This is a genomic window from Klebsiella sp. BIGb0132, from assembly GCF_024810075.1.
GTDB lineage: Bacteria > Pseudomonadota > Gammaproteobacteria > Enterobacterales > Enterobacteriaceae > Klebsiella > Klebsiella terrigena.
Genome location: NZ_JANUDW010000001.1, coordinates 407,811 through 434,053 on the forward strand (window position 1 = coordinate 407,811; position 26,243 = coordinate 434,053).

23 protein-coding genes are annotated in these 26,243 nt (G+C 58.0%); 13 read left to right on the forward strand and 10 right to left on the reverse strand.

The annotated features are described in order from the left end of the window. Positions 1-8 precede the first annotated feature (8 nt). Entirely contained in the window at positions 9-593 is a 585-nt protein-coding gene (locus M2416_RS01860; RefSeq protein ID WP_259221801.1) for a Maf family protein, read from the forward strand. 85 nt (positions 594-678) lie between these two features. Here M2416_RS01860 and rluC read toward each other — a convergent pair whose 3' ends face one another. Beyond that, the gene (rluC, locus tag M2416_RS01865) at positions 679-1,632 is read right to left on the reverse strand and encodes a 23S rRNA pseudouridine(955/2504/2580) synthase RluC (RefSeq protein ID WP_166646121.1); all 954 of its coding nucleotides are present in this window, start codon (positions 1,630-1,632) and stop codon (positions 679-681) included. 822 nt (positions 1,633-2,454) lie between these two features. Here rluC and rne point away from each other — a divergent pair. Next, positions 2,455-5,826 carry a ribonuclease E gene (rne, locus tag M2416_RS01870; protein ID WP_259221802.1) on the forward strand — a complete coding sequence of 1,124 codons (3,372 nt, stop codon included), beginning with the start codon at positions 2,455-2,457 and terminating at the stop codon, positions 5,824-5,826. Between the two features lie 40 nt (positions 5,827-5,866). On the opposite strand, the gene M2416_RS01875 is transcribed toward rne, so the two are convergent. After that, positions 5,867-6,895 carry a LysR family transcriptional regulator gene (locus M2416_RS01875; protein ID WP_259221803.1) on the reverse strand — a complete coding sequence of 343 codons (1,029 nt, stop codon included), beginning with the start codon at positions 6,893-6,895 and terminating at the stop codon, positions 5,867-5,869. 16 nt (positions 6,896-6,911) lie between these two features. On the opposite strand from M2416_RS01875, the gene M2416_RS01880 reads away from it, so the two are divergent. Then, complete coding sequence (locus M2416_RS01880; protein WP_259221804.1) at positions 6,912-8,126, forward strand: MFS transporter; 1,215 nt, start codon at positions 6,912-6,914, stop codon at positions 8,124-8,126. Between the two features lie 52 nt (positions 8,127-8,178). Here the strand turns inward: M2416_RS01880 and murJ are convergent, their stop codons facing one another. The 4 genes from murJ to rimJ form a co-directional block, all read right to left on the reverse strand. Then, positions 8,179-9,714 carry a murein biosynthesis integral membrane protein MurJ gene (gene murJ, locus M2416_RS01885; RefSeq protein WP_041144957.1) on the reverse strand — a complete coding sequence of 512 codons (1,536 nt, stop codon included), beginning with the start codon at positions 9,712-9,714 and terminating at the stop codon, positions 8,179-8,181. Positions 9,715-9,825: 111 nt separating this feature from the next. Beyond that, entirely contained in the window at positions 9,826-10,749 is a 924-nt protein-coding gene (locus M2416_RS01890) for a Gfo/Idh/MocA family protein (protein WP_076945201.1), read from the reverse strand. Positions 10,750-10,751: 2 nt separating this feature from the next. Then, a complete protein-coding gene (locus M2416_RS01895) occupies positions 10,752-11,399 on the reverse strand; it encodes a YceH family protein (protein ID WP_132510992.1) in 648 nt (215 codons plus the stop codon). 9 nt (positions 11,400-11,408) lie between these two features. Next, on the reverse strand, positions 11,409-11,993 hold the full coding sequence (gene rimJ / locus M2416_RS01900; RefSeq protein WP_045854832.1) for a ribosomal protein S5-alanine N-acetyltransferase: 585 nt from the start codon (positions 11,991-11,993) through the stop codon (positions 11,409-11,411). A 229-nt stretch (positions 11,994-12,222) separates the two neighbouring features. Here rimJ and mdtH point away from each other — a divergent pair, with 229 nt between their 5' ends. The 7 genes from mdtH to M2416_RS01935 all read left to right on the forward strand — a co-directional run bounded on the left by mdtH (position 12,223) and on the right by M2416_RS01935 (position 17,677). Then, complete coding sequence (mdtH, locus tag M2416_RS01905; RefSeq protein WP_259221806.1) at positions 12,223-13,431, forward strand: multidrug efflux MFS transporter MdtH; 1,209 nt, start codon at positions 12,223-12,225, stop codon at positions 13,429-13,431. A 113-nt stretch (positions 13,432-13,544) separates the two neighbouring features. Then, entirely contained in the window at positions 13,545-14,105 is a 561-nt protein-coding gene (locus M2416_RS01910; protein WP_045854830.1) for a lipoprotein, read from the forward strand. 122 nt (positions 14,106-14,227) lie between these two features. Further along, complete coding sequence (gene pyrC / locus M2416_RS01915; RefSeq protein WP_041144951.1) at positions 14,228-15,274, forward strand: dihydroorotase; 1,047 nt, start codon at positions 14,228-14,230, stop codon at positions 15,272-15,274. Between the two features lie 71 nt (positions 15,275-15,345). Then, the gene (gene dinI / locus M2416_RS01920; RefSeq protein ID WP_041144950.1) at positions 15,346-15,597 is read left to right on the forward strand and encodes a DNA damage-inducible protein I; all 252 of its coding nucleotides are present in this window, start codon (positions 15,346-15,348) and stop codon (positions 15,595-15,597) included. A 391-nt stretch (positions 15,598-15,988) separates the two neighbouring features. Further along, the gene (gene bssS / locus M2416_RS01925; protein ID WP_041144949.1) at positions 15,989-16,243 is read left to right on the forward strand and encodes a biofilm formation regulator BssS; all 255 of its coding nucleotides are present in this window, start codon (positions 15,989-15,991) and stop codon (positions 16,241-16,243) included. A gap of 125 nt (positions 16,244-16,368) precedes the next feature. Further along, the gene (gene solA, locus M2416_RS01930) at positions 16,369-17,487 is read left to right on the forward strand and encodes an N-methyl-L-tryptophan oxidase (protein WP_259221809.1); all 1,119 of its coding nucleotides are present in this window, start codon (positions 16,369-16,371) and stop codon (positions 17,485-17,487) included. Positions 17,488-17,563: 76 nt separating this feature from the next. Next, a complete protein-coding gene (locus tag M2416_RS01935) occupies positions 17,564-17,677 on the forward strand; it encodes a DUF2770 family protein (RefSeq protein WP_071844905.1) in 114 nt (37 codons plus the stop codon). Here M2416_RS01935 and trhO read toward each other — a convergent pair. Beyond that, on the reverse strand, positions 17,663-18,727 hold the full coding sequence (trhO, locus tag M2416_RS01940) for an oxygen-dependent tRNA uridine(34) hydroxylase TrhO (RefSeq protein WP_041144947.1): 1,065 nt from the start codon (positions 18,725-18,727) through the stop codon (positions 17,663-17,665). The two genes, M2416_RS01935 and trhO, sit on opposite strands and share 15 nt — an antisense overlap. Before the next feature lie 210 nt (positions 18,728-18,937). Between trhO and M2416_RS01945 the strand changes: the two genes are divergently transcribed. The 3 genes from M2416_RS01945 (at position 18,938) to M2416_RS01955 (ending at position 21,739) form a co-directional block, all read left to right on the forward strand. Further along, positions 18,938-19,861, forward strand: coding sequence for a Kdo(2)-lipid IV(A) acyltransferase (locus M2416_RS01945; RefSeq protein WP_076945195.1), 924 nt, complete (start codon positions 18,938-18,940; stop codon positions 19,859-19,861). Between the two features lie 149 nt (positions 19,862-20,010). Beyond that, positions 20,011-21,261 carry a multidrug efflux MFS transporter MdtG gene (gene mdtG, locus M2416_RS01950; RefSeq protein ID WP_259221810.1) on the forward strand — a complete coding sequence of 417 codons (1,251 nt, stop codon included), beginning with the start codon at positions 20,011-20,013 and terminating at the stop codon, positions 21,259-21,261. Between the two features lie 91 nt (positions 21,262-21,352). Beyond that, a complete protein-coding gene (locus M2416_RS01955) occupies positions 21,353-21,739 on the forward strand; it encodes a MysB family protein (protein ID WP_259221811.1) in 387 nt (128 codons plus the stop codon). On the opposite strand, the gene M2416_RS01960 is transcribed toward M2416_RS01955, so the two are convergent. The 3 genes from M2416_RS01960 to mdoG all read right to left on the reverse strand — a co-directional run bounded on the left by M2416_RS01960 (position 21,740) and on the right by mdoG (position 26,108). Next, positions 21,740-21,967 (reverse strand): YceK/YidQ family lipoprotein, encoded by a 228-nt coding sequence (locus M2416_RS01960; RefSeq protein ID WP_076945192.1) that lies wholly within the window; start codon positions 21,965-21,967, stop codon positions 21,740-21,742. Between the two features lie 66 nt (positions 21,968-22,033). Further along, on the reverse strand, positions 22,034-24,562 hold the full coding sequence (gene mdoH / locus M2416_RS01965) for a glucans biosynthesis glucosyltransferase MdoH (RefSeq protein WP_259221812.1): 2,529 nt from the start codon (positions 24,560-24,562) through the stop codon (positions 22,034-22,036). Beyond that, positions 24,555-26,108, reverse strand: a complete 1,554-nt coding sequence (mdoG, locus tag M2416_RS01970; protein ID WP_076945190.1) for a glucans biosynthesis protein MdoG — start codon at positions 26,106-26,108, stop codon at positions 24,555-24,557. The genes mdoH and mdoG overlap by 8 nt, the downstream gene beginning before the upstream one ends. Positions 26,109-26,243 lie beyond the last annotated feature (135 nt).

Here is a 26,243-nt window from a genome sequence, read left to right on the forward strand (position 1 = left end):
GAAAAAATATGTCTGAGCTTATCCTGGCGTCGACCTCGCCCTGGCGGCGCATGCTGCTGGAAAAACTGGCCGTGCCGTTTGAGTGCGCGGCGCCTGAGGTCGATGAAACGTCTCACCCCGGCGAGTCCGCTCGCCAGCTGGTCGTGCGTCTGGCGCAGGCTAAGGCGCAGGCTCTCGCCGCGCGCTACCCGCAGCATCTCATTATAGGCTCCGATCAGGTTTGCGTCCTTGACGGCGAAATCACCGGTAAACCGCATAGCGAAGCGAACGCCCGCCTGCAGTTAAGAAAAGCCAGCGGCACCATCGTGACGTTTTACACCGGGCTGGCGCTCTACAACTCGGCGAACGGCCATTTGCAAACCGAATGCGAGCCCTTTGACGTTCACTTTCGCCATTTAAGCGACCGGGAGATAGAGACCTACGTGCGTAAAGAGAACCCGCTGCAGTGCGCCGGGAGCTTTAAAAGCGAAGGGCTGGGGATCACGCTTTTCGAGCGCTTAGAAGGCCGGGACCCCAATACGCTGGTCGGCCTGCCGCTGATTGCGCTTTGTCAGATGCTGCGCAGAGAAGGCTATAACCCGCTGCTCGCCTGAAGCGCGGATCCCCGTTCTGAGCATCACCGCTGCGGGCTTATCGGCCCGCGCGGTGCAAGCGGCGGAGAGTGCACCCGCCGTTCCGTTACTTCTTGTCGCGTAGCACCTGCAGGCAGCGCTTCAGCTGGCCGTCCAGCGGCGCTTCAACGCGCATCACCTCACCCGTGCCCGGGTGGGTAAACTTCAGCGCCGCGGCGTGCAGGAACAGGCGATTGAGGCCGGTTCCCGTTAGCTGCTTATCAAATTCCCGATCGCCGTAACGATCGTCAAACGCGATCGGGTGCCCGGCATACTGCGTGTGCACGCGAATCTGATGGGTTCGACCGGTCACCGGGCTGCAGCGCACCAGCGTGGCGTCGGTAAAGCGCTCTTCTACCTTAAAGCGGGTTTCCGACGGCTTGCCTTCCTGATTCACGCGCACGATACGCTCGCCGCTTTGCAGGATGTTTTTCAGCAGCGGCGCCTGCACCACTTTGGTATGCGACTGCCACTGCCCGCGCACCAGCGCCAGATAATCCTTTTGCATCCCCTTCTCGCGCAGCTGCTCATGCAGCGAACGCAGCGCGGAACGCTTCTTCGCCACCAGCAGCACGCCGGAGGTATCACGGTCAAGACGGTGCACCAGCTCGAGGAAGCGCGCCTCAGGACGCAGCGCACGCAGGCCCTCAATCACGCCAAAGCTCAGGCCGCTGCCGCCGTGAACCGCGGTACCGGAAGGCTTGTTGAGCACCAGGATATGATCGTCTTCATACAGAATCACGTCCGCCAGAGCCGCGACTTTTTGCAGATGCGGGGAGACCGCGTCTTCCTCACGCTCGGCTACGCGGACCGGCGGAATACGGATCTCGTCGCCCGCTTCCAGCTTGTACTCAGGCTTGACGCGTTTTTTGTTTACCCGCACCTCGCCCTTACGCAGGATGCGATAAATCATGCTCTTCGGTACGCCCTTAAGCTGCGTACGCAAAAAGTTATCGATGCGTTGCCCCGCTTCATCAGCGGTAATGGCAACCATTTTTACGGTTGGGGTCTCAGTTTTCATGGTGCGCGATTCTAAATAGCCCGACGCATTAGCGCCACTCATTTTTATATGCTTATATTTATCATTATCCGGTTTTCATCGTATGCGTCATCGTCGTTTTGTTTGTTATTAGAACAATCTGTATACGTAGGTGATAAAACTGTGAGTAACCGGGTGATAAAAGGTAAAAGTCAACTTGCTATAACAAGCTTAGCAATGGAATAATGATGCCGTTTTCCGTGTTGAATCTTGTTAGAACAAGAGATTAGCGGAATGACCAATTTTGTCTGACCGATCATCAACGCAGCAATGGCGTAAGACGTATTGATCTTTCAGACAGTTAGCGGGCTGCGGGTTGCAGTCCTTACCGGTACAGGCTCTATGGATTTCACGTCGCAGGAAGGCGTCGACTCCGGGTATCCCCGGGAGCTCATGATAATCGCATGATTGTGATGAGCAGGTTAAGCCAACACGCCTGCAACGTGAAAAACGATAGAATATACGCAAAATTATTCGAGATGCGTCATGGCAGCAAGAGAGTGAATCCCCGGAAACCTGCATCGCCAGGTAACAGGGATGAACGAGCGCAGCCAGTGCAAAAGCAGCTCGATGCATGAAGTGTATAAATGGAATCTTCTCTGGTGATACATCCCAGGCAATTCCCCTGACAATTGCGCTGTGTTTCCGTTTGAAATGCAGGCGACCGACACTCTGCGCCTCTTAAGCGCGCGACAACCGTGAGGTTGGCGACGTGAAACAGACACGAGGCCATCGGTTTCCCCCGGCAAGGCGTTACTCTGCCCGCAGCTTAGTCGTCAATGTAAGAATAATGAGTAAGTTACGATGAAAAGAATGTTAATCAACGCAACTCAGCAGGAAGAGTTGCGCGTCGCCCTTGTTGATGGGCAGCGCCTGTACGACCTGGATATCGAAAGCCCCGGGCACGAACAGAAAAAAGCGAACATCTACAAAGGCAAAATCACCCGTATTGAACCTAGCCTGGAGGCCGCATTTGTTGATTACGGCGCCGAGCGTCATGGTTTCCTCCCTCTTAAAGAAATTGCCCGCGAATACTTCCCAGCCAGCTACAACGCTCACGGCCGTCCTAACATTAAGGATGTGCTGCGTGAAGGTCAGGAAGTTATTGTCCAGATTGATAAAGAAGAACGTGGCAACAAAGGCGCCGCGCTCACCACCTTTATCAGCCTGGCAGGCAGCTATCTGGTACTGATGCCGAATAACCCGCGCGCTGGCGGTATTTCCCGCCGTATCGAGGGTGACGATCGCACCGAGCTGAAAGAAGCGCTGGCCAGCCTCGAGCTGCCGGACGGTATGGGGCTAATTGTACGCACCGCGGGCGTCGGCAAATCTGCCGAAGCGCTGCAGTGGGACCTTAGCTTCCGCCTGAAGCACTGGGAAGCTATCCAGAAAGCCGCAGAAAGCCGCCCGGCGCCGTTCCTGATCCACCAGGAAAGCAACGTCATCGTGCGCGCGTTCCGCGACTACCTGCGTCAGGATATCGGTGAAATTCTTATCGATAACCCGAAAGTGCTTGAGCTGGCTCGCCAGCACATCGCCGCGCTGGGTCGTCCGGACTTCAGCAGCAAAATTAAGCTCTACACCGGTGAAATCCCGCTGTTCAGCCACTACCAAATCGAATCGCAGATCGAATCCGCTTTCCAGCGTGAAGTTCGTCTGCCGTCCGGCGGCTCTATCGTTATCGATAGCACCGAGGCGTTGACCGCGATCGATATCAACTCCGCACGCGCAACCCGCGGCGGCGATATCGAAGAAACCGCCTTCAACACCAACCTTGAAGCATCCGATGAGATTGCCCGCCAGCTGCGTCTGCGCGACCTCGGCGGTCTTATCGTTATCGACTTTATCGATATGACCCCGGTACGCCACCAGCGCGCGGTAGAAAACCGCCTGCGCGAAGCCGTACGTCAGGATCGCGCGCGCATCCAGATCAGCCATATTTCTCGCTTTGGCCTGCTCGAAATGTCGCGTCAGCGCCTGAGCCCGTCGCTCGGCGAATCCAGCCATCACGTCTGCCCGCGCTGTAGCGGCACCGGCACCGTGCGCGATAATGAATCCCTGTCGCTCTCCATTCTGCGTCTGATTGAAGAAGAAGCGCTGAAGGAGAACACCCAGGAAGTTCACGCGATTGTTCCTGTGCCAATCGCGTCCTATCTGCTGAACGAAAAACGTGCGGCGGTAAGCGCTATCGAAACCCGTCAGGGCGACGTGCGCGTTATCATCGTGCCGAACGATCAGATGGAAACCCCGCACTATTCCGTGCTGCGCGTGCGCAAAGGCGAAGAGACCTCTACCCTGAGCTATCTGCTGCCGAAGCTGCATGAAGAAGAGATGGCGCTGCCAGCTGATGAAGAACCGGCGGAACGTAAACGTCCGGAACAGCCGGCACTGGCAACCTTCGTGATGCCGGATGCTCCGCCTGCACCGACATATGAAGAGCCTGCAGCCGTCCCCGCAGCCGCCAGCGCACCGACAGCGGTCGTGGCCTCAGCGCCGGCCCAGCCGGGCCTGATCTCTCGCTTCTTTGGCGCCTTGAAAAATATCTTCTCTGGTACGGAAGAAGCCAAACCGGCTGAAGTCCAGGAAGAGAAGAAAGTCGAAGAGAAGCCGGAACGCCAGCAGGAACGTCGTAAACCGCGTACCAATAATCGCCGCGATCGTAACGATCGTCGTGACAACCGCGAAGGCCGTGATAGTCGCGATAACCGTGAAAATCGTGATAACCGCGACAACCGTGCCGAGCGCGATAACCGTGTAGAGCGTGCTGACCGCGATAACCGCAGCGAAAACGGCGAAGGCCGTGAGTCTCGTGAATCCCGTGAGGAGAACCGCCGTAACCGTCGTGAGAAGCAGCAGCAGAACGTCGAGCTGCGCGAACCTCGCCAGGCCACCGGCGACGAAGCGGAAAAAGCGAAATCTCGTGACGAGCAGCAGCCGCGCCGTGAACGTAACCGTCGTCGTAATAATGACGATAAGCGTCAGGCACCGCTGGAAGCCGTTGCCGTTAAGGTACAGGATGAGCCGGTTGTTCTGCAGGAAGCTGAGCTGGAAGAACGCGTTCAGAACATGCCGCGTCGTAAACCTCGCCAGCTGGCCCACAAGGTTCGCATCGAATCTGCGGTAGCGGAAGTCGCCGTAGAAGCAGCTGAAGCCGTAGTTGAGAAAGCGCAGCCAGACGTTGTTGTGGCTCCGCGTACTGAACTGGCGAAAGTTGACCTGCCTGCGGTGGTTGAGACTCACGTTGAGCACGAAGAGAGCAACGAATCCCGTGATGCTAACGGTATGCCGCGCCGCTCCCGTCGTTCGCCGCGCCATCTGCGCGTGAGCGGCCAGCGTCGTCGTCGTTACCGTGACGAGCGTTATCCGACCCAATCACCGATGCCGCTGACCGTAGCCTGCGCGTCGCCGGAAATGGCTTCAGGTAAAATCTGGATCCGTTACCCGGTAGCCCGCCCGAACGACCAGCAGCAGGAAGAGCCGCAGGTTCAGGCTTTTGTTGCCGAAACCGTCGCGCCAGCTGTCGTTGCCGAGCCGGCTATTGCCGAGCAGATCGTTAGCGAACCGGCCGTTGCGGAAGTCATCGCTCCGGTCGCGGCTGACGTCGCTGCCAGCGAAGCCGAAGCGCCGGAAGCGCCGGAAGCGGCTGCGCAGGTTATCGCCAGCGAACCGCAGGCGGCGCCTGAGGAAGTCGTTGCTGAGACCGTAGCAGAAGCCGCAGCTGAAGCTGAAGTTGAGGTTAAAGCTGAAGCTATCGCTGAGCCGGTTATCGCTGCTGAGCCTGTCATCGCCGCTGAGTCTGCGGCCGTAGACGAAGAAGCCGTGGTTGAGCAGCCGGCTGCCGAGCCTGAAACCGCCGTCGTTGACGCCGAGCCTGCAGTCCAGGCAGAAGCGCCAGCTGAAGTGGAAGAAGCTGTGGCACCGCAGGTCGTTGACCAGGCGCCGGCCCCTGTTGCCGCGGTAGCACCCGCTCCCGTCGCTGCAGCGGTTATCGATACTGACCGCCACGCTACCGCGCCGATGACCCGCGCCCCGGCTCCGGCTTACGAACCGGAAGCACCGCGTCGCAGCGACTGGGTTCGCCCGTCGTTCGCGTTCGACGGCAAAGGTTCTGCCGGCGGTCATAGCGCAACTCATCAGGCTACGGCGGAACCAACCCGTCCACAGTCCGTCGAGTAAGCGTTAAGTCTAAAAAAACCGGCCTCTGGCCGGTTTTTTTTTATTCCCCTTCCGGGCGCTGCATACCCGCCACCTGCGGCATGACCTCGCGCATCAGGTCGAGAAACTTGCGTAAACGGGTCGGATAGTACCGCGCCCACGGATAGACCAGGTGGACCGGCAGCGAAGAGGCTCGCCACTGCGGGAACGGCTCGACCAGCCGCCCGGCGGCGATATCCTCCACCACCGCCCAGCTTGAAACGATAGCCACTCCCAATCCCGCCAGCGCGGTATTGCGCGCCACGTACACGCTGTCGGTGCTCAGGCACGGCACGATGCCGAAGACCTGCTGCTGACTTTGCTCCTGATGGAATAATTTCACCTCATGCTGATAAAAGGTGCTGATCGCCACCCACGGCAGCTGCGACAGCTGCTGGGGCGTTTCTAATGCCGGGTAGCGCGCCAGCAGCGAGGGAGAGGCAACTACGCTGCGCGGTACTTCAGCCAGCAGCACCGATACCGTCTCCGGATCGACTTCGGCCCCGACGCGTATCGCACAATCGATATTATCGCTGAGAAAATCGACGTTTTTGTCATTGAGCATCCACTCTACGGAGAGCTGAGGATAGCGCTGCAGAAAGCTTACCAGCGGCTCCAGCAGCTGCTGCTGACCAAACGCGTGCGGCGCACGTACCCGCAGCACGCCGACGGGTCGGTCATCGGCAATGCTCAGGTCGTCCTCCAGCGCCAGCCACGCATCAACCACCCGACGCGCATGCTGATAGCAGCGCTCGCCGTCGTCGGTCAGCTTCATCGCATGGGTGGTGCGCAGAATAAGCTTGCTGCCCAGCAGCCCCTCCAGCGACTGCAGGCGCCGGCTCACCGTCGCCTGGGTGGTGGCCATCTGCAGCGCAGCGGCAGAAAGCGAGCCGGCTTCGACGATTCGAATAAAGGTGCGCATCAGTTCAATTCGGTCTATACGTTCCTGCCGTTTCATACCCACTATGCCTATACGTTTTGCGTATAACCGTTTTACCACCACGCTATCTACCGCGCCAGCCGGATTCAGGGAAAAATAGCGCCATCGCATCTACGAGGGCTTTATCATGGCACCGACAACCCTATCCTCCCGCGAAGCCGGCTGGATTATCTTCATACTCGCACTTGGCGCAGGTTTTAGCGTCGCCTCTATTTACTACGCGCAGCCGCTGCTGCCGCTGATGGGTGCCAATCTGCATCTTAGCGTCGAAGGCATGGGGCTGGTTCCTACCCTGACTCAGGCGGGCTACGCGCTCGGCATTCTGTTTCTTCTGCCGCTGGGCGATCGTCATGACCGCCGTACGCTAATTTTGCTGAAAAGCGCGGCGCTGGCCGTGCTCCTGCTGCTGTGTAGCCTGACGGGGCAGCTCACTTCCCTGCTGATTGTCAGCCTGCTTATCGGTATGGCGGCGACGATGGCCCAGGACATCGTGCCGGCGGCCGCAATCCTCGCCCCGGCGGGAAAACAGGGGAAAATGGTCGGCACCGTCATGACCGGCCTGCTGCTGGGGATCCTGCTCTCAAGAACGGTGAGCGGCGTGGTCGGCGCGCTATTTGGCTGGCGGGTGATGTACCAGGCGGCGGCGGTGAGCATCGCGCTGATTGGCCTGCTGATGTGGCGGGTGGTGCCGCGGTTTGAAATTCACTCCGCGCTGAGCTATCCGCAGCTGATGAAGTCGATGGCGCATCTGTGGCAGCGCTACCCCGCTCTGCGCCGCGCCGCGCTGGCGCAGGGGTTCCTCTCCGTCGCCTTCAGCGCCTTCTGGTCAACGCTGGCGGTCATGCTGTTCGAACGCTATCAGATGGGCAGCGCCGTTGCCGGTGGATTCGGCATCGCCGGGGCCGCAGGCGCGCTCGCCGCACCGCTGGCCGGTGGCCTGGCGGATAAGTATGGCGCCGGGAAGGTCACCCAGCTGGGCGCCGCGCTGGTTACCCTCTCTTTTACCCTGATGTTCCTGATGCCGGTACTGCCGCCTCACGGCCAGCTGGTGCTGATCGCCATCGCGGCTATCGGCTTCGACCTTGGCCTGCAGTCAAGCCTCGTGGCGCACCAGAACCTCGTCTACGGCCTGGAGCCGCAGGCCCGCGGCAGGCTGAACGCCCTGCTGTTCACCGGGGTCTTTGTCGGTATGTCGCTCGGCTCCGTGCTCGGCAGCAGGCTGTACGTGATAGCCGGCTGGAACGGCGTGGTGATTCTGGCCGTCGCCGCGGGCGCAATCGCCCTTGCCATTCGCCTGCTGGAAAATGCACGGATCGCGGCGCTGCAGCGCGCAGGAGAATAAAAAAACCCGCTCCGCGCTGCGGAACGGGTCTGTTTCTACCCGGCGTTTAGCTTCAGGCCGTGCGTCGGGCAAACTCTTTCACCCTAAAGCCCAGCAGCAGCAGGCTGGCAAAATAGGCCACCACGCCAACCCCCACCACCGCCATCAGGCGCAGCAGACGGAACGGCATGGTCCCCTGGGACCACTCCGGCATGATATACATCATCCCGAGCAGCGCCGCAGACATCACCAGCACCGCAATCACCAGACGCAGCAGGAAGGTAAACCAGCCCGGCTGCGGAGTGAATATTTTTTGCTTACGCAGCTGCCAGTAGAGCAGCGCGGCGTTGAGGCAGGCGGCAAGCCCGATAGAGAGCGACAGGCCGGCATGCTTCAGCGGGCCGATAAAGATCAGGTTCATCACCTGGGTCATAATCAGGGTGACGATGGCGATTTTAACCGGCGTTTTAATATCCTGGCGCGAGTAGAACCCCGGCGCCAGGACCTTGACGACAATTAGCCCCATCAGGCCGACGGAATAGGCCACCAGCGCGCGCTGGGTCATCGCTGCATCAAAGGCGCTAAACTTGCCGTACTGGAACAGGGCTACCGTCAGCGGCTTCGCGAGGATCCCCAGCGCCACCGCGCTCGGCAAGGCCAGCAGGAAGCACAGGCGCAGCCCCCAGTCCATCAAACGGCAGTACTCATCATGATTGCCGCTGGCAAAGCTTTTCGACAGCGACGGCAGCAGGATAGTCCCCAGCGCCACGCCCAGCACGCCGGAGGGAAACTCCATCAGGCGATCGGCGTAGTACATCCAGGAGACCGACCCGGAAACGAGGAAAGAGGCGAATATGGTGTTGATAATCAGTGAGATCTGGCTGACGGATACGCCGAGGATTGCCGGCCCCATCTGTTTTACTACCCGCACCGCACCGGCGTCTTTCAGGCTGATACGCGGCAGCACCAGCATGCCGATTTTTTTCAGATGCGGCAGCTGATACGCCAGCTGCAGCACGCCGCCGACGGTGACCGCCCACGCCATTGCCAGCATCGGCGGGTGGAAATACGGCGCCGCAAATAGCGCAAAGCCAATCATGCTGACGTTAAGAAAAGTCGGCGCAAAGGCGGGGACCGAAAAACGGTTCCAGGTATTCAGGATTGCGCCAGCTAACGAGGCCAGCGAGATAAGCAAAATATAGGGAAAGGTGATACGCAGCAGCTGGGTCGTCAGCGCAAACTTATCCGGGGAGTCGGCAAACCCTGGCGCGGTCACGGTGATGACCCACGGCGCGGCCAGCATGCCAAGCACGGTGACTACCGCCAGAACCAGCGTCAGCAGGCCTGAAACGTAGGAGACAAATACGCGGGTGGCGTCTTCGCCCTGCTTGCTTTTATATTCAGCCAGTATCGGTACAAACGCCTGAGAAAACGCGCCTTCGGCAAAAATGCGCCGCAGCAGATTCGGTAATTTGAACGCCACAAAAAAGGCGTCCGTCGCCATGCCGGCACCAAAAATACGCGCGACGATGGCGTCTCGCGCAAAGCCCAGCACGCGCGAAAACATGGTCATCGAACTGACTGCCGCCAGTGATTTTAAAAGGTTCATTGAGGTGTTTTCCACAACCCTGAAGTAAAACGCCCGCAATGGCGGGCGCTGGAAAGTGGCGATAGTCTACCGGGTTCGTCATGAATTACTACTGCCAGATGTTACAACGAATTATTCGCTCATCGCCTCGCGCCACAGCTTTTCAACGATGCGCTGGGCCAGCAGCGCCTGTTCGCCAGCGGTTTCGGGAACCGTCTGATTTTGCACGCATTCGATAAAATGACGCGCGCAGCCGACAAAGCCGCGCTGCTCAAGGGTGGTTTGCCAGCCGGGAACCGGACGCTGAACCACGCCCTGACCGCGCTCTTCCTGCCACTCGCGCATATCGCGAACCTCATACAGACCGCCGTCGGTAACCGCCTGCACCCACTCCCGCTGGCTGCCGGCGCGGCGGTGCATGCTGGTGGTGACCTCCAGCTGCGGCGAGCTGAAGTGGTGCTCAGCATAGAGCATTTCGCCCTGGGCGGTGGTTTGCAGCAAACCGCCGCTGAGACGCGCCTTCCCGCCGGCCAGCCACAGCGCGGTATCGACCACATGCAGGTAGTCATCAAGCAGCGTAAAGCGCAGGTCGTGACCGACGCTGTCGCTGCGATGCTTATCCATACGCAGCGAGGCGGCATCGTCCAGATGCGCTTTCAGCTCGCGATAAAGAGGCGCAAAGCGACGGTTAAATCCGACCATCAGCGTCAGCCCGCGGCGGGCGGCCAGCTCGACCAGGGATTCGGCGTCGCTGAGCTTATCCGCCAGCGGCTTATCCACGCAGACGTGCACCCCGGCGCCAAGCAGCCGGCTGACAACCTCAAAATGCGAGGCCGTTGAGGTATGGACAAATACCGCATCGCACTGCGCCGCCAGCTGCTCCAGAGAGTCAGCGTAGGGTATGCGCCAGGTTTCGCAGACGCGCAGCGCCTTCTCTTTCCCCGGAGACCACGCCGCCTGCAGCGTCCAGCCGTCTGCGGCGCCTAACACCGGCAGCCAGGCCTTCTGCGCAATGCCGCCCAGCCCCACCACTCCAACGCGTAGTTTTGCCGTCACGATTAATCCCCCAGATGAGCCAGCAGCGAGGCCAGCCGCTCTTTAAGTTCCGCCACTTCGGCCTCCAGCACCTCAACCCGGGTCTGGAGATCGTCTCCCGACGGCGATACCGCTTCTACCGCCGTAATCAGCGAGTCCATATCATCGCAGAACAGATGCATGTAGCGGCATTCGCGCTTCCCCGGCTCGCGAGGCAGACGCGCGACGAACGGACCATCTTCGCGGCCAGCCAGCGTCTCGAGCACGCCTTCGATTTCCGCCATATCGCTAAATTCGTACATTCTCTGCGCCCGGCTGCGCAGTTCACCCGGGGTCTGCGCGCCGCGCAGCAGCAGCGTCGTGACCACCGCGACCTCCGCCGGGGTCAGCTTCAGATCGCCGAACTCGGAGTTGCAAAAGCGCTGTTCGTATTTGGTCACCCGATTGCCAAACCCGCTCACCGTGCGCAGGAAATGGCGCTTAACTAACGTATCCAGCAGATCCTGGATATCGCTTTCGCTGAGCGACATCACCGGCTCGCGGTTGGTTTTCTGGTTGCAGGCGGTCACCACCGCGTTAACCGATAGAGGATACTGCTCCGGCGTCGTGACCTGTTTCTCCAGCAGGCAGCCAATAACGCGCGCTTCGTGCGCGGTTAACTGATATTTCATGCTCTCTCCTTAGCGACCCGGGATCCAGTCCGGTGTCGTCAACGCCGTCAATACGTGGTCACGCCACTGGCCATCGATTAGCAGATAATCTTTGGCGTAACCCTCTTTTTCAAAGCCAAGACGCGCCAGCAAATCGCCGCTGCGCTGGTTGTGCGGCATATAGTTGGCCATAATGCGATGGATATGCTGCGTGCGCTGCATATAGCGAATCGCCGAAGTCAGCGCTTCAAACATCAGGCCCTGCCCCTGCCACTTCTCGCCGATAGAGTAGCCGAGGTAGCAGGCATGAAACGAGCCGCGCACCACGTTCGAAAAATTCGCCACGCCGACTATCTCTTTTTCTTCCGGATCGAGGAGCGCAAAGTAGAACGCCGATCCCTGCTTATGAAACTCCGAAATCATCGACAAGCGCGCCTGCCAGCCGGAGGGGTAGCAGTGGCTGTCATCGCGCACCGGCTCCCAGGGTTTTAAGAACCCTTTATTCTCCGCGTAGTAGTCGGCCAGACGCCAGGCGTCACGATCGTGGACCAGCCGCGTCACCAGCCTGTCCGTCGTCAAACGCACCTTTGGTACGTTACTGCGGTAGCCAAACATTCCCCTCTCCTGTTCCCCTGACTTATTACCCTGCTCCCTTCACTATACCTGTCCTGAACGACGGTGTGAAAACAGCAACATACCATTTTCTGCACCATCTCCCCTTTTCGATGAATAGCCTCTATCAAACTTGCTTTTTGATAAAAAAATATTGTCGCAGGTACGCTGGGAAACGCCCGCTCTTCCCCGCACACTAGAAGGGCTAATCTTTATTTTCCCAGGAGGGGAAATGTCCCGCGTATCGCAGGCAAGGAGCCTGGGTAAATACTTCCTGTTGGTCGACAATATGCTGGTCGTTCTCGGCTTTTTTGTCGTCTTCCCGCTGATTTCCATTCGCTTTGTTGACCAAATGGGCTGGGCCGCGCTGATGGTCGGGATCGCCCTCGGCCTGCGCCAGCTGGTTCAGCAGGGTCTGGGGATTTTTGGCGGCGCGGTTGCCGACCGCTTCGGTGCCAAGCCGATGATCGTCACCGGTATGCTGATGCGCGCGGGCGGCTTTGCCGCGATGGCGGTGGCCCACGAGCCGTGGGTACTCTGGCTATCCTGCATTCTCTCTGGCCTCGGCGGGACGCTGTTTGACCCGCCGCGCGCGGCGCTGGTCGTTAAGCTGGTGCGTCCGCATCAGCGCGGCCGCTTCTTTTCGCTTCTGATGATGCAGGACAGCGCCGGCGCGGTCATCGGCGCCCTGCTCGGCAGCTGGTTGTTACAGTACGATTTCCGCCTCGTCTGCAGCGTAGGCGCGGCGCTGTTCGTCGCCTGCGCCGGCTTTAACGCCTGGTATCTCCCGGCGTGGAAGCTGTCGACGGTGAAAACGCCGGTGCGCGAGGGGCTGGGGCGCGTGCTGCGCGACAGGCGCTTCGTGACCTATGTCCTGACGCTAACCGGCTATTACATGCTGGCGGTGCAGGTCATGCTGATGCTGCCAATTATGGTCAACGACATCGCCGGCTCCCCTACCGCCGTCAAATGGATGTATGCCATTGAAGCGGCTATCTCCCTGACGCTGCTCTATCCGATTGCCCGCTGGAGTGAAAAACGCTATCGGCTGGAGCATCGGCTGATGGCCGGCCTGCTGGTCATGACGCTGGCCATGCTGCCGATCGGCTTAACCAGCAACCTGCAGCAGCTGTTTACGCTGATTTGCATTTTCTATATGGGGTCGATCATCGCCGAGCCGGCGCGTGAAACTCTGGGCGCATCGCTGGCCGACGCCCGCGCGCGCGGCAGCTACATGGGCTTTAGTCGACTGGGATTGGCCTTTGGTGGGGCCTTTGGCTACGCCGGCGGCGGGTGGCTGTTTGACGCCGGTAAAGCGGTCAATCAGCCGGAGCTGCCGTGGCTGATGCTGGGTATTATCGGCTTCATCACCTTTATCGCCCTGTGGTGGCAATTCAGCGCCAGGCGCTCGGCCTCCGGCATGCTGGAGCCGCGAACCTGATTCGATGCGTCATGCCGGGCTGATTTTCAGCATTTTCCGCTAGCGCCTGTGGTGCTGGCAGGCCATGCTGCTTTGTGTCAGGATGAGTCCATGGCATTACGTTAAGGAACCCAATGAAAAAGATGTTTATCGTGGCCGCGCTTATCGTGAGCGGCCTCCTGAGCGGCTGTAATCAGCTTACGCAGTATTCGGTAAGCGAACAGGAAATTAATCAGGCGCTGCAGAAACGTAATCACTTCGCCAAGGATATCGGCCTGCCGGGCGTGGCGGATGCGCATATTGAACTGCACGATTTAACCAGCGCGATTGGTCGCGAGGAGCCGAATAAGGTGACTCTGAGCGGCGTTGCCAGCCTGGATCTCAATTCGCTGTTCGGTAATCAAAAAGCCACGATTGACCTTAAGCTGAAAGCGCTGCCTGTATTCAACAAGGAAAAAGGGGCGATCTTCCTGCAGGAGATGGAAGTCGTCGATGCCAAAGTCGCGCCTGAGAAGCTGCAGTCGGTCGTGCAGACGCTGATCCCCTACCTGAATCAATCCCTGCGCAGCTATTTTAACCAGCAGCCCGCCTACGTTCTGCGCGAAGACGCCAGCACCGGCGAAGCGCTGGCGAAAAAGTACGCGAAAGGCATAGAGGTCAAGCCGGGTGAGATAATCATCCCCTTCACCAATTAGCATCACGGGCGCCAGGCGCCCGTTTTTTTACGGAAGTTGATGCAAAGGAAAACGTTTACGCTTATCCTTTGTGCCCGGTGAAAAACAGCCCTGATGACTGAACCTATTAGCCGGAGCCTTCCATGACAGCACAACCCCAGGTACTGAAAATCCGTCGCCCTGACGACTGGCACATCCATCTGCGCGATGACGATATGCTGGAAACCGTCGTGCCTTACACCAGCGAGTTTTACGGTCGGGCGATCGTGATGCCGAATCTGGCGCCGCCTGTCACCACCGTTGAAGCCGCCGTCGCCTATCGCCAGCGGATCCTTAACGCTGTGCCCGCCGGGCATGACTTTACCCCTTTGATGACCTGCTACCTCACCGATACGCTCGACCCAGCCGAGCTGGAGCGCGGATTTGAGGCCGGCGTTTTCACCGCGGCTAAACTCTACCCGGCCAATGCCACCACTAACTCCAGCCACGGCGTGACCAGCATCGACGCCATTATGCCGGTGCTTGAGCGCATGGAAAAACTCGGCATGCCGCTGCTGGTCCACGGCGAAGTCACGCACGCGGAAATCGATATTTTCGATCGCGAAGCGCGCTTTATCGAGACGGTCATGGAGCCGTTGCGCCAGCGCCTGCCGGGCCTGAAGGTGGTGTTCGAACATATCACCACCAAAGACGCCGCAGAGTACGTTCGCGATGGCAACGAGCTGCTGGCCGCCACCATTACGCCGCAGCATCTGATGTTTAACCGTAACCACATGCTGGTCGGCGGTATTCGTCCGCACCTTTACTGCCTGCCGATCCTCAAACGCAATATTCACCAGCAGGCACTGCGCGAGCTGGTCGCCAGCGGCTTTACGCGCGCGTTTCTCGGCACCGACTCCGCGCCGCACGCCCGTCATCGTAAAGAAGCCAGCTGCGGATGCGCCGGCTGCTTTAATGCGCCGACCGCGCTGGGCAGCTACGCGACGGTGTTTGAAGAGATGAATGCGCTGCAGCACTTCGAGGCGTTTTGTTCGCTTAACGGCCCGCGCTTCTACGGCCTGCCGGTCAACGAGACCTTTGTTGAGCTGGTGCGCGAAGAGAGCGTTGTGGCAGAGAGCATCGCGCTGCCTGGCGACACGCTGGTCCCCTTCCTCGCCGGTGAAACCGTACGCTGGACGATGAAAAAATAAAACGCCGCCCTCTGTTGTAAATATGCAAATGATACTGTATAAATAAACAGTATATTACACAGGGGGCTATCATGCGCATCGAAGTGTCTATCGCCAAAACTACCGCCTTACCGAGCGGCGCTTTAGAAGCGCTGAATAATGAACTCTCCCGACGTATCGATCAGCAGTTCCCGGCCAAACCAAGCCAGGTAACCGTACGCTTCGCCACCGCTAACAATCTTTCTGTTATTGGTGGCCTTAAAGAAGATAAAGACCGGATAAGCGAAATCCTGCAAGAAACCTGGGAAAGCGCTGATGACTGGTTTATCCACGACGTACCCTGAGTCATTCGGGTTGTATGCAGACGGCGGCGCAAAATACCTCAGGTCGTTCATCGAGGTTTTTGCCTGCTCCAGACTCATTCATCTCGAAGTCTGACCGGTACAGCAAATTAATTTGCTCCCTCATTGTGCTTCTTTTGCCGGGTCGCCCCGGCTTTTTTATTCCCTCTTCCTGAATACTCAGACTTTTCTTTAATTTCCTGATTATTTCCTTACAAAATAACGTACAGCGGGACAAAATTTGCGCAAAAAAGCGGCAAAAAGAGAAAAGCTCGCCCCGCGCGCGTTAATTTCTCGAGTTTATTCTTAACACCTGATATAATTAACTTGCTTCAAAAAATATGCATTAAACCTCGAGAATTGTTGTCTTTTAACATATGAATAAGGGGTTATGATGGAAAAGAATAATGAAGTCATCCAGACCCATCCCCTCGTCGGATGGGACATCAGCACCGTAGACAGCTACGACGCGCTGATGTTGCGCCTGCACTACCAGAACCCCACTCATGAAAGCAGTAATGAAGCTGAAATTGGCCAGACTTTATGGCTGACGACGGACGTCGCACGTCAATTTATTTCTATTCTTGAAGCCGGTATTGCGAAGATTGAAGCAGGTGAATACCAGGTCAATGAGTACCGAAGACATTAGTGATTCTGCTGTCATCCATATACTCTAACTAAACGGGCACCGATTGGTGCCTGATTTATTTTCGGGCTTGAATAAGTGTGGGTTGTTAATTACCCTGCTAATAAAACAAAAACCCGGAACATACCATGCAATACGACCTCATCATTATCGGCAGCGGTTCAACCGGCGCCGCCGCAGGCTATTACGCTCGTCGCGCAGGACTCAACGTGCTGATGGTCGACGCCCACCAGCCTCCGCATCAGGAAGGCAGTCATCACGGCAATACGCGTCTTATCCGCCACGCCTATGGTGAGGGTGAAAAATATGTCCCTCTGGTGCTGCGGGCGCAGCAGCTGTGGGATGAATTGGCGACCCTCAGCGGTGAAGCCGTTTTTGAGCGTACCGGGGTTATCAATCTTGGCCCGGCGGAATCCTCGTTTCTCAGCAACGTCATGAACAGCGCTCGTGAATTTGAGCTCAACGTTGAAGAGATGGACGCCCAGACCATTATGGCCCGCTGGCCGGAGATTCGCGTGCCTGAGGGCTATCGCGGGGTTTTTGAGCCGGCATCAGGCGTTCTGCGCAGCGAGCTGGCCATTGAAACCTGGATTCGCCTGGCCCGTGAAGCGGGCTGCGCGCAGCTGTTCAACTGTCCGGTCACCGCTATCGACCATCACCAGGACGGCGTCACTATCGACACCGCGGATGGCCAGTACAGCGCGCAAAAGCTGCTGATCAGCGCCGGTACCTGGGTAACCCGCCTGCTGCCGGAACTGCCGGTGCAGCCGGTACGCAAAATCTTTGCCTGGTTCCAGGCCGATGGCCGCTATAGCAGCAAAAACAACTTCCCGGCGTTTACCGGCGAGCTGCCCAACGGCGACCAGTTCTACGGCTTCCCGGCGGAAGATAATGAACTCAAGATAGGCAAGCACAACGGCGGGCAGCTTATCTCCAGTGCCCAGGAGCGCACGCCGTTTGGCAGCGTGGCAACGGACGGTTCGGAATCGTTCAGTTTCCTGCGCAACGTCCTGCCCGGTATCGGCGGCTGCCTGCACGGCGCATCCTGCACCTATGACAATACGCCGGATGAGGACTTCATTATCGATACGCTCCCCGGTCATCCGCAAACGCTGCTCATCAGCGGATTAAGCGGCCATGGCTTTAAATTTGCGCCGGTTTTGGGCGAAATCGCCGTCCAGTTTGCCCGCGGAGAATCGCCAGCGTTTGATCTGACCCCCTTCTCGCTGGCCCGCTTTCAGCAATAATAGCCCACCCGCGGTGCCGCCACCGCACCGATAAAAAAACGGCCTCATCGGAGGCCGTTTATCACTGAGAGATCCTATGCGTCGCCTGTATGACTTACTGATCAACAACGTCCGCGAGCACTTTATGATCTATCTCGCTCTGTGGCTGCTGCTGGCGATTATCGACCTCGTCTGGCTATGGTTTTTCTGACGTCTCAGGATCCGGGATCCCCAGCTTGGTATTCAGACGCCCGCGGGATTTATTGAAGATCTTATTCCCATTCTCACGCCCGGCCCGCAGCTGACGCTGCTCCTCTTCCGGCAGCTTATGCTCTTCCATACAGGATTCACTGCAGCATCCGGCAAACTTCTCCGCGCAGCTCGGACACTGAATAAACAGCAGATGGCAGCCGTCGTTCAGGCAGTTGGTGTGGCTATCGCAGGGCTCACCGCACTGGTGGCAGTGCGCGATAATGTCGTCAGAAATACGCTCGCCCATGCGCTCATCAAAAACAAAGTTTTTACCGATAAAACGCACCGGCAAACCCTGCTCGCGCGCGCGACGCGCGTACTCAATGATGCCGCCTTCAATGTGCCAGACCTTGCTGAAGCCGTTGTGTTTCATCCACGCGCTGGCTTTTTCGCAGCGGATACCGCCGGTACAGTACATAACGATTTTTTTATCTTTATGCTCCTGCATCATCTCAACCGCCTTCGGCAGCTGATCGCGGAAGGTGTCGGCGGGAATTTCCAGCGCCTGCTCGAAATGCCCCACTTCGTATTCGTAATGGTTACGCATATCGATAAAGATCGCGTCGGGATCGTCCAGCATCGCGTTCACTTCCGCCGCCTTCAGGTAGTCACCAACGTCAGAGGCATCAAAGGTCTCATCATCGATACCGTCGGCAACAATTCGGTCACGCACCTTCAGGCGCAGCACCCAGAACGATTTGCCGTCGTCGTCGAGGGCGACGTTCATGCGCAGCCCTTCCAGCGCCGGGTTGAAGGCGTACAGATATTCGCGCAGGGCCTCAACGCGGCTTTGCGGGACGCTGATTTGCGCATTGATCCCTTCGTGGGCCAGGTAAATACGGCCAAACACGTTCAGCTTAGTCAGCGCAATCCACAGGGCGTCGCGCGTCGCTTTTGGGTCAACGATGGTGAAGTACTTATAGAAAGAGATCGTCGTGCGCGGCTCGCTCTCGGCCAACATCTGCGCTTTTAACGTCTCATTTGAAATGCGGTTATGTAACACTGGCATGGTGTACCTGCTCGACATAAAAATGAGTAAAACAAACGGCCGGCATCATATAGTAAAAAGGCATTAATTTACATCCATACATTTCACGCTACATTTTTTACAGCAACCTTAGCTATGATTTAACAATAAATGCCAACCTGACCGCTGGTTTTGGCTGAACCATAAAAAAATGCGATAATAGAACGCGTTGCTTAATTAAACAGGTATGAGATGACCCATTTACCTAAATTTTCCGTGGCGTTGCTGCATCCGCGCTATTGGCTACTTTGGCCAGGAATCGGCCTGCTGTGGCTCGTTGTCCAACTCCCCTATCCGCTGATTTATCGCCTGGGTACCGCCCTGGGTCGACTCGCGATGCGCCTGATGACCCGGCGCGCAAAAATTGCCTACCGTAACCTGGAGCTCTGCTTTCCCGAGAAGAGCGAGCAGGAACGTCATCAGTTGATAAAACAAAATTTTGAATCCGTTGGCATGGGCCTGATGGAAACCGGTATGGCCTGGTTCTGGCCTGCGCACCGCATTGCGCGCTGGACCGATTCTATCGGCGTCGAACATATCAGGGCCGTACAGGCGCAAAAACGCGGCATTCTGCTGATCGGTATCCACTTCCTCACTCTCGAAATGGGCGCCCGCATGTTCGGGATGAATGAGCCGGGTATTGGCGTCTATCGCCCGAATGATAATCCGGTTATCGACTGGCTGCAGACGTGGGGACGACTGCGCTCCAACAAAGATATGATCGACCGTAAGGACCTGAAGGGCATGGTGCGGGCGCTGAAAAAAGGCGATGTTATCTGGTACGCGCCGGACCACGACTACGGCCCGGCCTCCAGCGTCTTCGTGCCTTTTTTCGCCGTCGAACAGGCCGCCACCACCTCCGGTACCTGGATGCTGGCAAAAATGTCGAAAGCCTGCATCGTTCCCTTCGTGCCGCGGCGTAAGCCCGACGGTAAAGGCTATGAGCTGATTATTCTGCCGCCGGAGTGCGATCCGCCGCTGGACGATCCGCAGACGACCGCCCTGTGGATGAACCACATCGTCGAGAAGTGCATTCTGATGGCGCCGGAGCAGTATATGTGGATGCATCGCCGCTTCAAGTCGCGCCCGCCCGGCGTTCCTTCGCGCTACGAATAGCTGCCGTTATTACGCCCAAAGCCCCCGTTCGGGGGGCCACGACCTTAGCATTAAAAGCCCTCCTCCGTTGCAGCAATCCTTTCTCAGGCGCATAATTAGCAGGCTCATATTTTCAACTTTTGACCTGCGGCGCAGGCCAGTGGGATCCTATGTCGTCTGCCGATCTACCTGTTAACTGGAAACGCAATCTTACCGTCACCTGGTTCGGCTGTTTTTTAACCGGCGCGGCGTTCAGCCTCGTGATGCCGTTCCTTCCGCTTTACGTTGAACAGCTCGGCGTAACGGGCCACGGCGCCCTCAATATGTGGTCGGGTCTGGTCTTCAGCATTACCTTTCTTTTCTCTGCCGTTGCCTCACCGTTCTGGGGCGGCCTGGCCGACCGAAAAGGTCGCAAAATCATGCTGCTCCGTTCCGCGCTCGGAATGGCTATCGTCATGGCGCTGATGGGGCTGGCGCAAAATATCTGGCAATTTCTGCTGCTTCGCGCGCTGCTGGGACTGTTAGGCGGGTTTATCCCGAACGCCAACGCCCTTATCGCCACCCAAATTCCTCGCCAGAAGAGCGGATGGGCGCTGGGTACGCTCTCCACCGGGGCGGTCAGCGGCGCCCTGCTTGGCCCGCTGGCCGGCGGTTTTCTCGCTGACCTGTGGGGCCTGCGCCCCGTCTTCTTTCTCACCGCCAGCGTCCTGTTTATCTGTTTCCTCCTGACGCTGTTCTTCATTCGCGAGCAGTTTGTGCCGGTGGCGAAAAAAGAGATGCTTAGCGCCAGAGACGTCTTCTCCTCCCTGAAAAGCCCAAAACTGGTGCTCAGCCTGTTCGTCACTACCCTGATTATCCAGGTTGCGACCGGGTCGATTGCGCCGATCCTGACGCTGTACGTGCGGGATCTGAGCGGAGACATCGGCAATATTGCCTTTATCAGCGGGATGATCGCCTCCGTGCCCGGCGTGGCTGCCCTGATCAGCGCCCCGCGTCTCGGCCGGCTGGGAGATCGGATCGGGCCGGAAAAAATCCTCATCGTGGCGCTGATCCTCTCCGTTCTGCTGCTTATTCCGATGTCATTCGTCCAGACTCCGCTGCAGCTGGGCATTTTGCGTTTCCTGCTCGGCGCCGCCGACGGTGCGCTGCTGCCGGCGGTGCAAACGCTGCTGGTGTACAACTCCACCAGCCAGGTCGCCGGCCGCATCTTCAGCTATAACCAGTCGTTTCGCGATATTGGCAACGTCACCGGCCCGCTCATCGGCGCCTCCGTCTCCGCCAACTATGGCTTCCGGGCGGTCTTTTTGGTCACCGCCTGCGTGGTGCTGTTCAACGCTATCTACTCGACCATCACCTTACGTCAGCCGCGAAGCAGCGAACCCTCTGACGGCCGGGGCTCCGGCGATCGTTCGGTAAATTAAGTCCGCAAAGCCTCCTTGCCCTTGACGCATCGCCCTCCGCCTTCTATAGATTGGATCGTGTCCATTTCTCATTCTTCTTAGGGGGTTAGCCATGCCAAAGGATTCCGTTTTCTATGCCACGCTCGAAGAAGCTATCGATGCGGCCCGCGAAGAGTACCTGGCCAATAATCCGGAGAGCGACGAGGAGAGCGCCAGCGTCGAGCAGCTGAATATCCAGAAGTACGTCTTGCAGGATGGCGATATCGCCTGGCAGGCCGAGTTCTTTGCCGACGATGAGGGGGAAGGCGAGTGCCTGCCGATGCTCAGTGGCGAAGCGGCGCAGAGCGTTTTTGACGGCGACTACGACGAGATAGAGCTCCGCCAGGAGTGGCTGGAAGAGAATACGCTCCATGAATGGGACGAGGGTGAGTTTCAGCTTGAACCCTCTCTGGATACGGAAGAGGGTCAGACGGCGGCCGATGAGTGGGACGAACGCTAGCTAATTGTAGGGGCCGTGGCTCGCATCAAGCGGCAGCAGCAGCGTGTCGAACACCAGCGAAAAAGGCAGGTCGAGGATGGTGATATAGCGCCACGGCGAGTCGCGAACGTCCCACTGAACGCCGGGGTAATACTGATTGCCGTGCCCCTGCCCCGGCACCGTGCGGCTAATAATGCTGCCGCAGCCGCTGAGTAGCACGGTCATGACGATGACCAGCAAAATTCTCATCTGTAACCTCAATTCCTGGAGAAAAAAATACCGGCAAAATTGCCGGTATTTTTCTTAACGTGCGGCTTACTTCGTTTTTAACGCCAGCGGATTCAGCGCCAGCTTGCCATAGGCATCCACCCACGAAGAGTATTTCTCCGGCGCGGCCCAGACGCGATAGTGCAGGCGCGACAGGGTCACCGGATCGCTTAACAGCACCAGACGACGGTCGCGGTTAAGTTTATCCGGCGTCTCATTCAGCGCCTGCTCAACGTGACGTTCACGGGCGATATCGAGGATCCGACCGTGGCGGTGACGAGCGGTAGCCATTGCCGTTGCCAGCGCGTTAAACGACGGGTTAAACACGGCGTGCATAAAGCCATCATCCAGCGAACGCTGACGGTTCAGGGTCAGGTAGGCGTCGGTATCCTTCAGCACCTGCGGCGGGGAGTACTCTTCCGGGATCAGGAACAGCTTCCAGCGTTTGGTACGCAGACCAATGGTCGCCCGGCTGGAGATCACCGACACAAACGGCGACAGAATCAGCGAGAAGACGATCGGCGCCAGCCAGAACAGGAAGCGCAGATCCAGCCACGCCATGCCGACGGCCCAAACCAGACCCAGCAGCAGCTGTGAACCGTGGCGCATAAACGCTTCGCCCCACGGGGTGGAGTCGTCATCACGCTGCGGCGAGTTCCAAACCACTTCCCAGCCAAGGAACGCGCTGACCACAAATACGGTGTGGAACAGCATACGTACCGGCGCCAGCAGCACGGAGAACAGCACCTCCAGCAGCAGAGAGAGGGTCACGCGGATAAACCCGCCGTACTCTTTCGACCCTTTGCACCACACCAGAATGATGCTCAGCAGCTTCGGCAGGAACAGCAGCACCATGGTTGAGGCAAACAGGGCTATCGCCAGCTCCGGACGCCACTGCGGCCACACCGGGAACAGCTGACGCGGCTGCAGGAAGTACTGCGGCTCGGTGAGCGCGTGCACTACCTGCAGAGCGGTCGACAGGGCGAGGAACATAAACCACAGCGGCGCGGAGAGATAGGACATGACGCCGGTCAGGAACACCGCCCGGTGTACCGGGTGCATACCTTTAACCAGGAACAAGCGGAAGTTCATCAGGTTACCGTGGCACCAGCGACGGTCACGCTTCAGCTCATCCAGCAGGTTCGGCGGCAGCTCTTCATAGGAGCCCGGCAGGTCATAGGCAATCCACACGCCCCAGCCGGCGCGACGCATCAGCGCGGCTTCCACGAAGTCGTGCGACAGAATCGATCCGGCGAAAGAGCCTTCACCCGGCAGCGGCGCCAGCGCGCAGTGCTCAATGAACGGTTTTACGCGGATAATGGCGTTATGACCCCAGTAGTGCGACTCACCAAGCTGCCAGAAGTGCAGACCGGCGGTAAACAGCGGGCCGTATACGCGGGTAGCGAACTGCTGGCAGCGGGCGTAGAGGGTGTCCATTCCGGAGGCGCGCGGCGAGGACTGGATGATCCCGGCGTTCGGGTTCGCTTCCATCAGGCGCACCAGGCCGGTCAGGCACTCGCCGGACATCACCGAATCGGCGTCCAGCACCACCATGTAGCTATACTGGCTGCCCCAGCGACGGCAGAAGTCATCGATGTTGCCGCTTTTACGCTTCACGCGACGACGGCGGCGGCGATAGAAAATCTGCCCTTCCCCCTGGACTTCAGCAATCAGCTCCATCCACGCCTTTTGCTCCGCTACGCAGATATCCGGGTTGTAGCTGTCGCTGAGGATGTAAACGTCGAAGTGCTGCTGCTGGCCCGTCGCCTTCACCGATTCCCAGGTGGCGCGCAGACCGGCGAATACGCGATCGACGTCCTCGTTACAGATAGGCATGATAAGCGCCGTCCGATGCGACGGATTCAGCGGCTCGTCGCCGACGGTGGAGGCGGAAATACTGTACTTATCGCGCCCCATCAGCAGCTGCAGGAAGCCCATCAGCGCCGTCCAGAACCCCGCTGATACCCAGCAGAAGAGGACCGCGAAGAGGATCAGAATGCCGGTTTGCAGCATATACGGCAGCAGCTGCATAAATGAAACCCACAGGTTCTGCCCTACCATGTCGGCGGGGTTGATTAACGCCCAGCCCTGATACGGCAGAATGGTTTTCATGTACCAGGTCGCAACGACGGTCTGCGCCAGCGTTAGCAGCAGCAGCGTGTAGCGACGGATGGTACCGGCGGTACGCCATTTCTGTTCGTTTTCCTGCTCTTCTTTGGTCAGACGAGAAAGATAGCGCGGGGTGACATCGCGTCCACGCAGCCGATCCCAGAAGCGGCCGACCGGGTTGGTCCGCCACGGATCCGGGAACATAGAGGAGCGCTTCGCCTTCGGCATGGCGTGCAGCTGGGTGCGACCTTCATCATCTTTGATGAGCTGATCGCCCGCCAGCGCGTCCGGCCAGCTATGCTCCAGCCGCGCTTTCACCGACCCGAGAGGGGAATCGTCTTCGCGGGGAAAATCGTGACGATCGGCGTCCAGCGCTTCATGTACCGCCTTCAGGCTGGTATCAGGAAGTGCAGACTTCTCTGCACCCGACAGCGGTAAGGCGTCAATGTACTTGGTTATGTTATTCATTAGCAGGCAGCTGATAGCTCCAGGTTTCACTCAGCGTCTGGTCGGCATTGACCAGCGCAGCGCGCATTTCCGTGGTTTTCTTCGGATCTTTCACTTTCACGCGCAGAATCATACGCCAGCCCTTGGTGATCGGGTTGTAACGCACCGCGTTCTCAACGATCTCCGCGTTATCGCCAATGCTCGCCTGCGCCGTTACCGGCGTATCTGACGGCAGTTTTTTCATCTCAGCGCCGGTGAAATCAACGATGAAGGCAATAGTGCCGTCCGGCTGACGAATCAGGTTCGACTGCTTCACATCGCCGGTGGAACGACGGGTCTGCATCACGTAGGCGTTATCCGGCGCATGCAGCTTGTCTTCATCGCGGCTGAAGGTAATAGAGTATTTGAAGTTCATCTCTTTACCCGGCTCCGGCAGCTGATCCGGCGTCCAGTAGGTCACGATGTTATCGTTAGTTTCATCGTTGGTTGGAATCTCAACCAGTTCGATTTTACCTTTACCCCAATCACCTTTCGGCGTGATCCATGCGCTCGGGCGCAGATCGTAGCGGTCGTCGAGATCTTCAAAGCGAGAGAACTGACGTCCGCGCTGCAGCAGGCCAAACCCTTGCGGATTTTCCATCGCGTAGCTGCTGACGGCCAGATGCTTCGGATTGTTCAGCGGACGCCAGATCCACTCCCCATTGCCGGCGAGAATAGAGAGACCGTTAGAGTCGTGCAGCGCCGGACGGTAGTTTGTCGCCGGAGAGGGCTGATTCGGCCCAAACAGGAACATGCTGGTCAGCGGTGCAACGCCCAGCTTACCGACCTTGTCACGCAGATAAACCTTGGACTGCACGTCAACCACGGTATCGCGACCCGGCATAATGACAAAACGATACGCTCCGGTTGCGCGCGGGGAATCGAGCAGAGCATAAATCGTCAGACGCTTGTCGGTCGCTTTTGGACGCTCGATCCAGAACTCGCGAAAACGCGGGAACTCTTCGCCTGAAGGCAGCGCGGTATCGATAGCAAGGCCGCGAGCGGAGAGCCCGTAAACCTGGCCCTGGCCCAGTACGCGGAAATAGCTGGCTCCGAGCATGCTGACAATTTCGTCATTCTTATCTTTGCTGTTGATCGGGTACAGCACTTTAAACCCGGCAAAGCCAAGGTCTTTGACCGTGTCTTTGTCATGCTGGACGCTGCCAAAATTGAAGTAGTCCGGGTTATATTTGATCTTATGCACGCTACTTGCAGTCACTTCGTTGATAGTGACCGGCGTGTCGAAGTACATGCCCTGATGATAAAATTCAAGTTTGAACGGGGTCTTCTGGTTATTCCAGTATGCTTTATCGTGGTTAAACTGGATTTGCTGGTAGTCCGCGTATTTCATGTCACGGAAAACGGAGGGCAGGTTGCTCTTCGGCGCTTCATAGCCCTTCCCGGCTAACGATTTTGCCTCTTTTGCAACGTCATCAATGCTAAACGCCCATGCAGATGAAGTACACAGGGACAACATTACGGCTGCGCTTAACCAGCGCATTTTCATCATCTGTGGTTTATGTTTCATATAAGTAAGCACTTCCCCCTTTGTGTGCTTAAATCGATCCGATCTATTTTAATGGAAATTCAGGCAATCCGACAACATAATCCCTGCATTGTTCAGCTTAGCAGTACAGGTAATGGACAGTTCTCTGTCACTTTT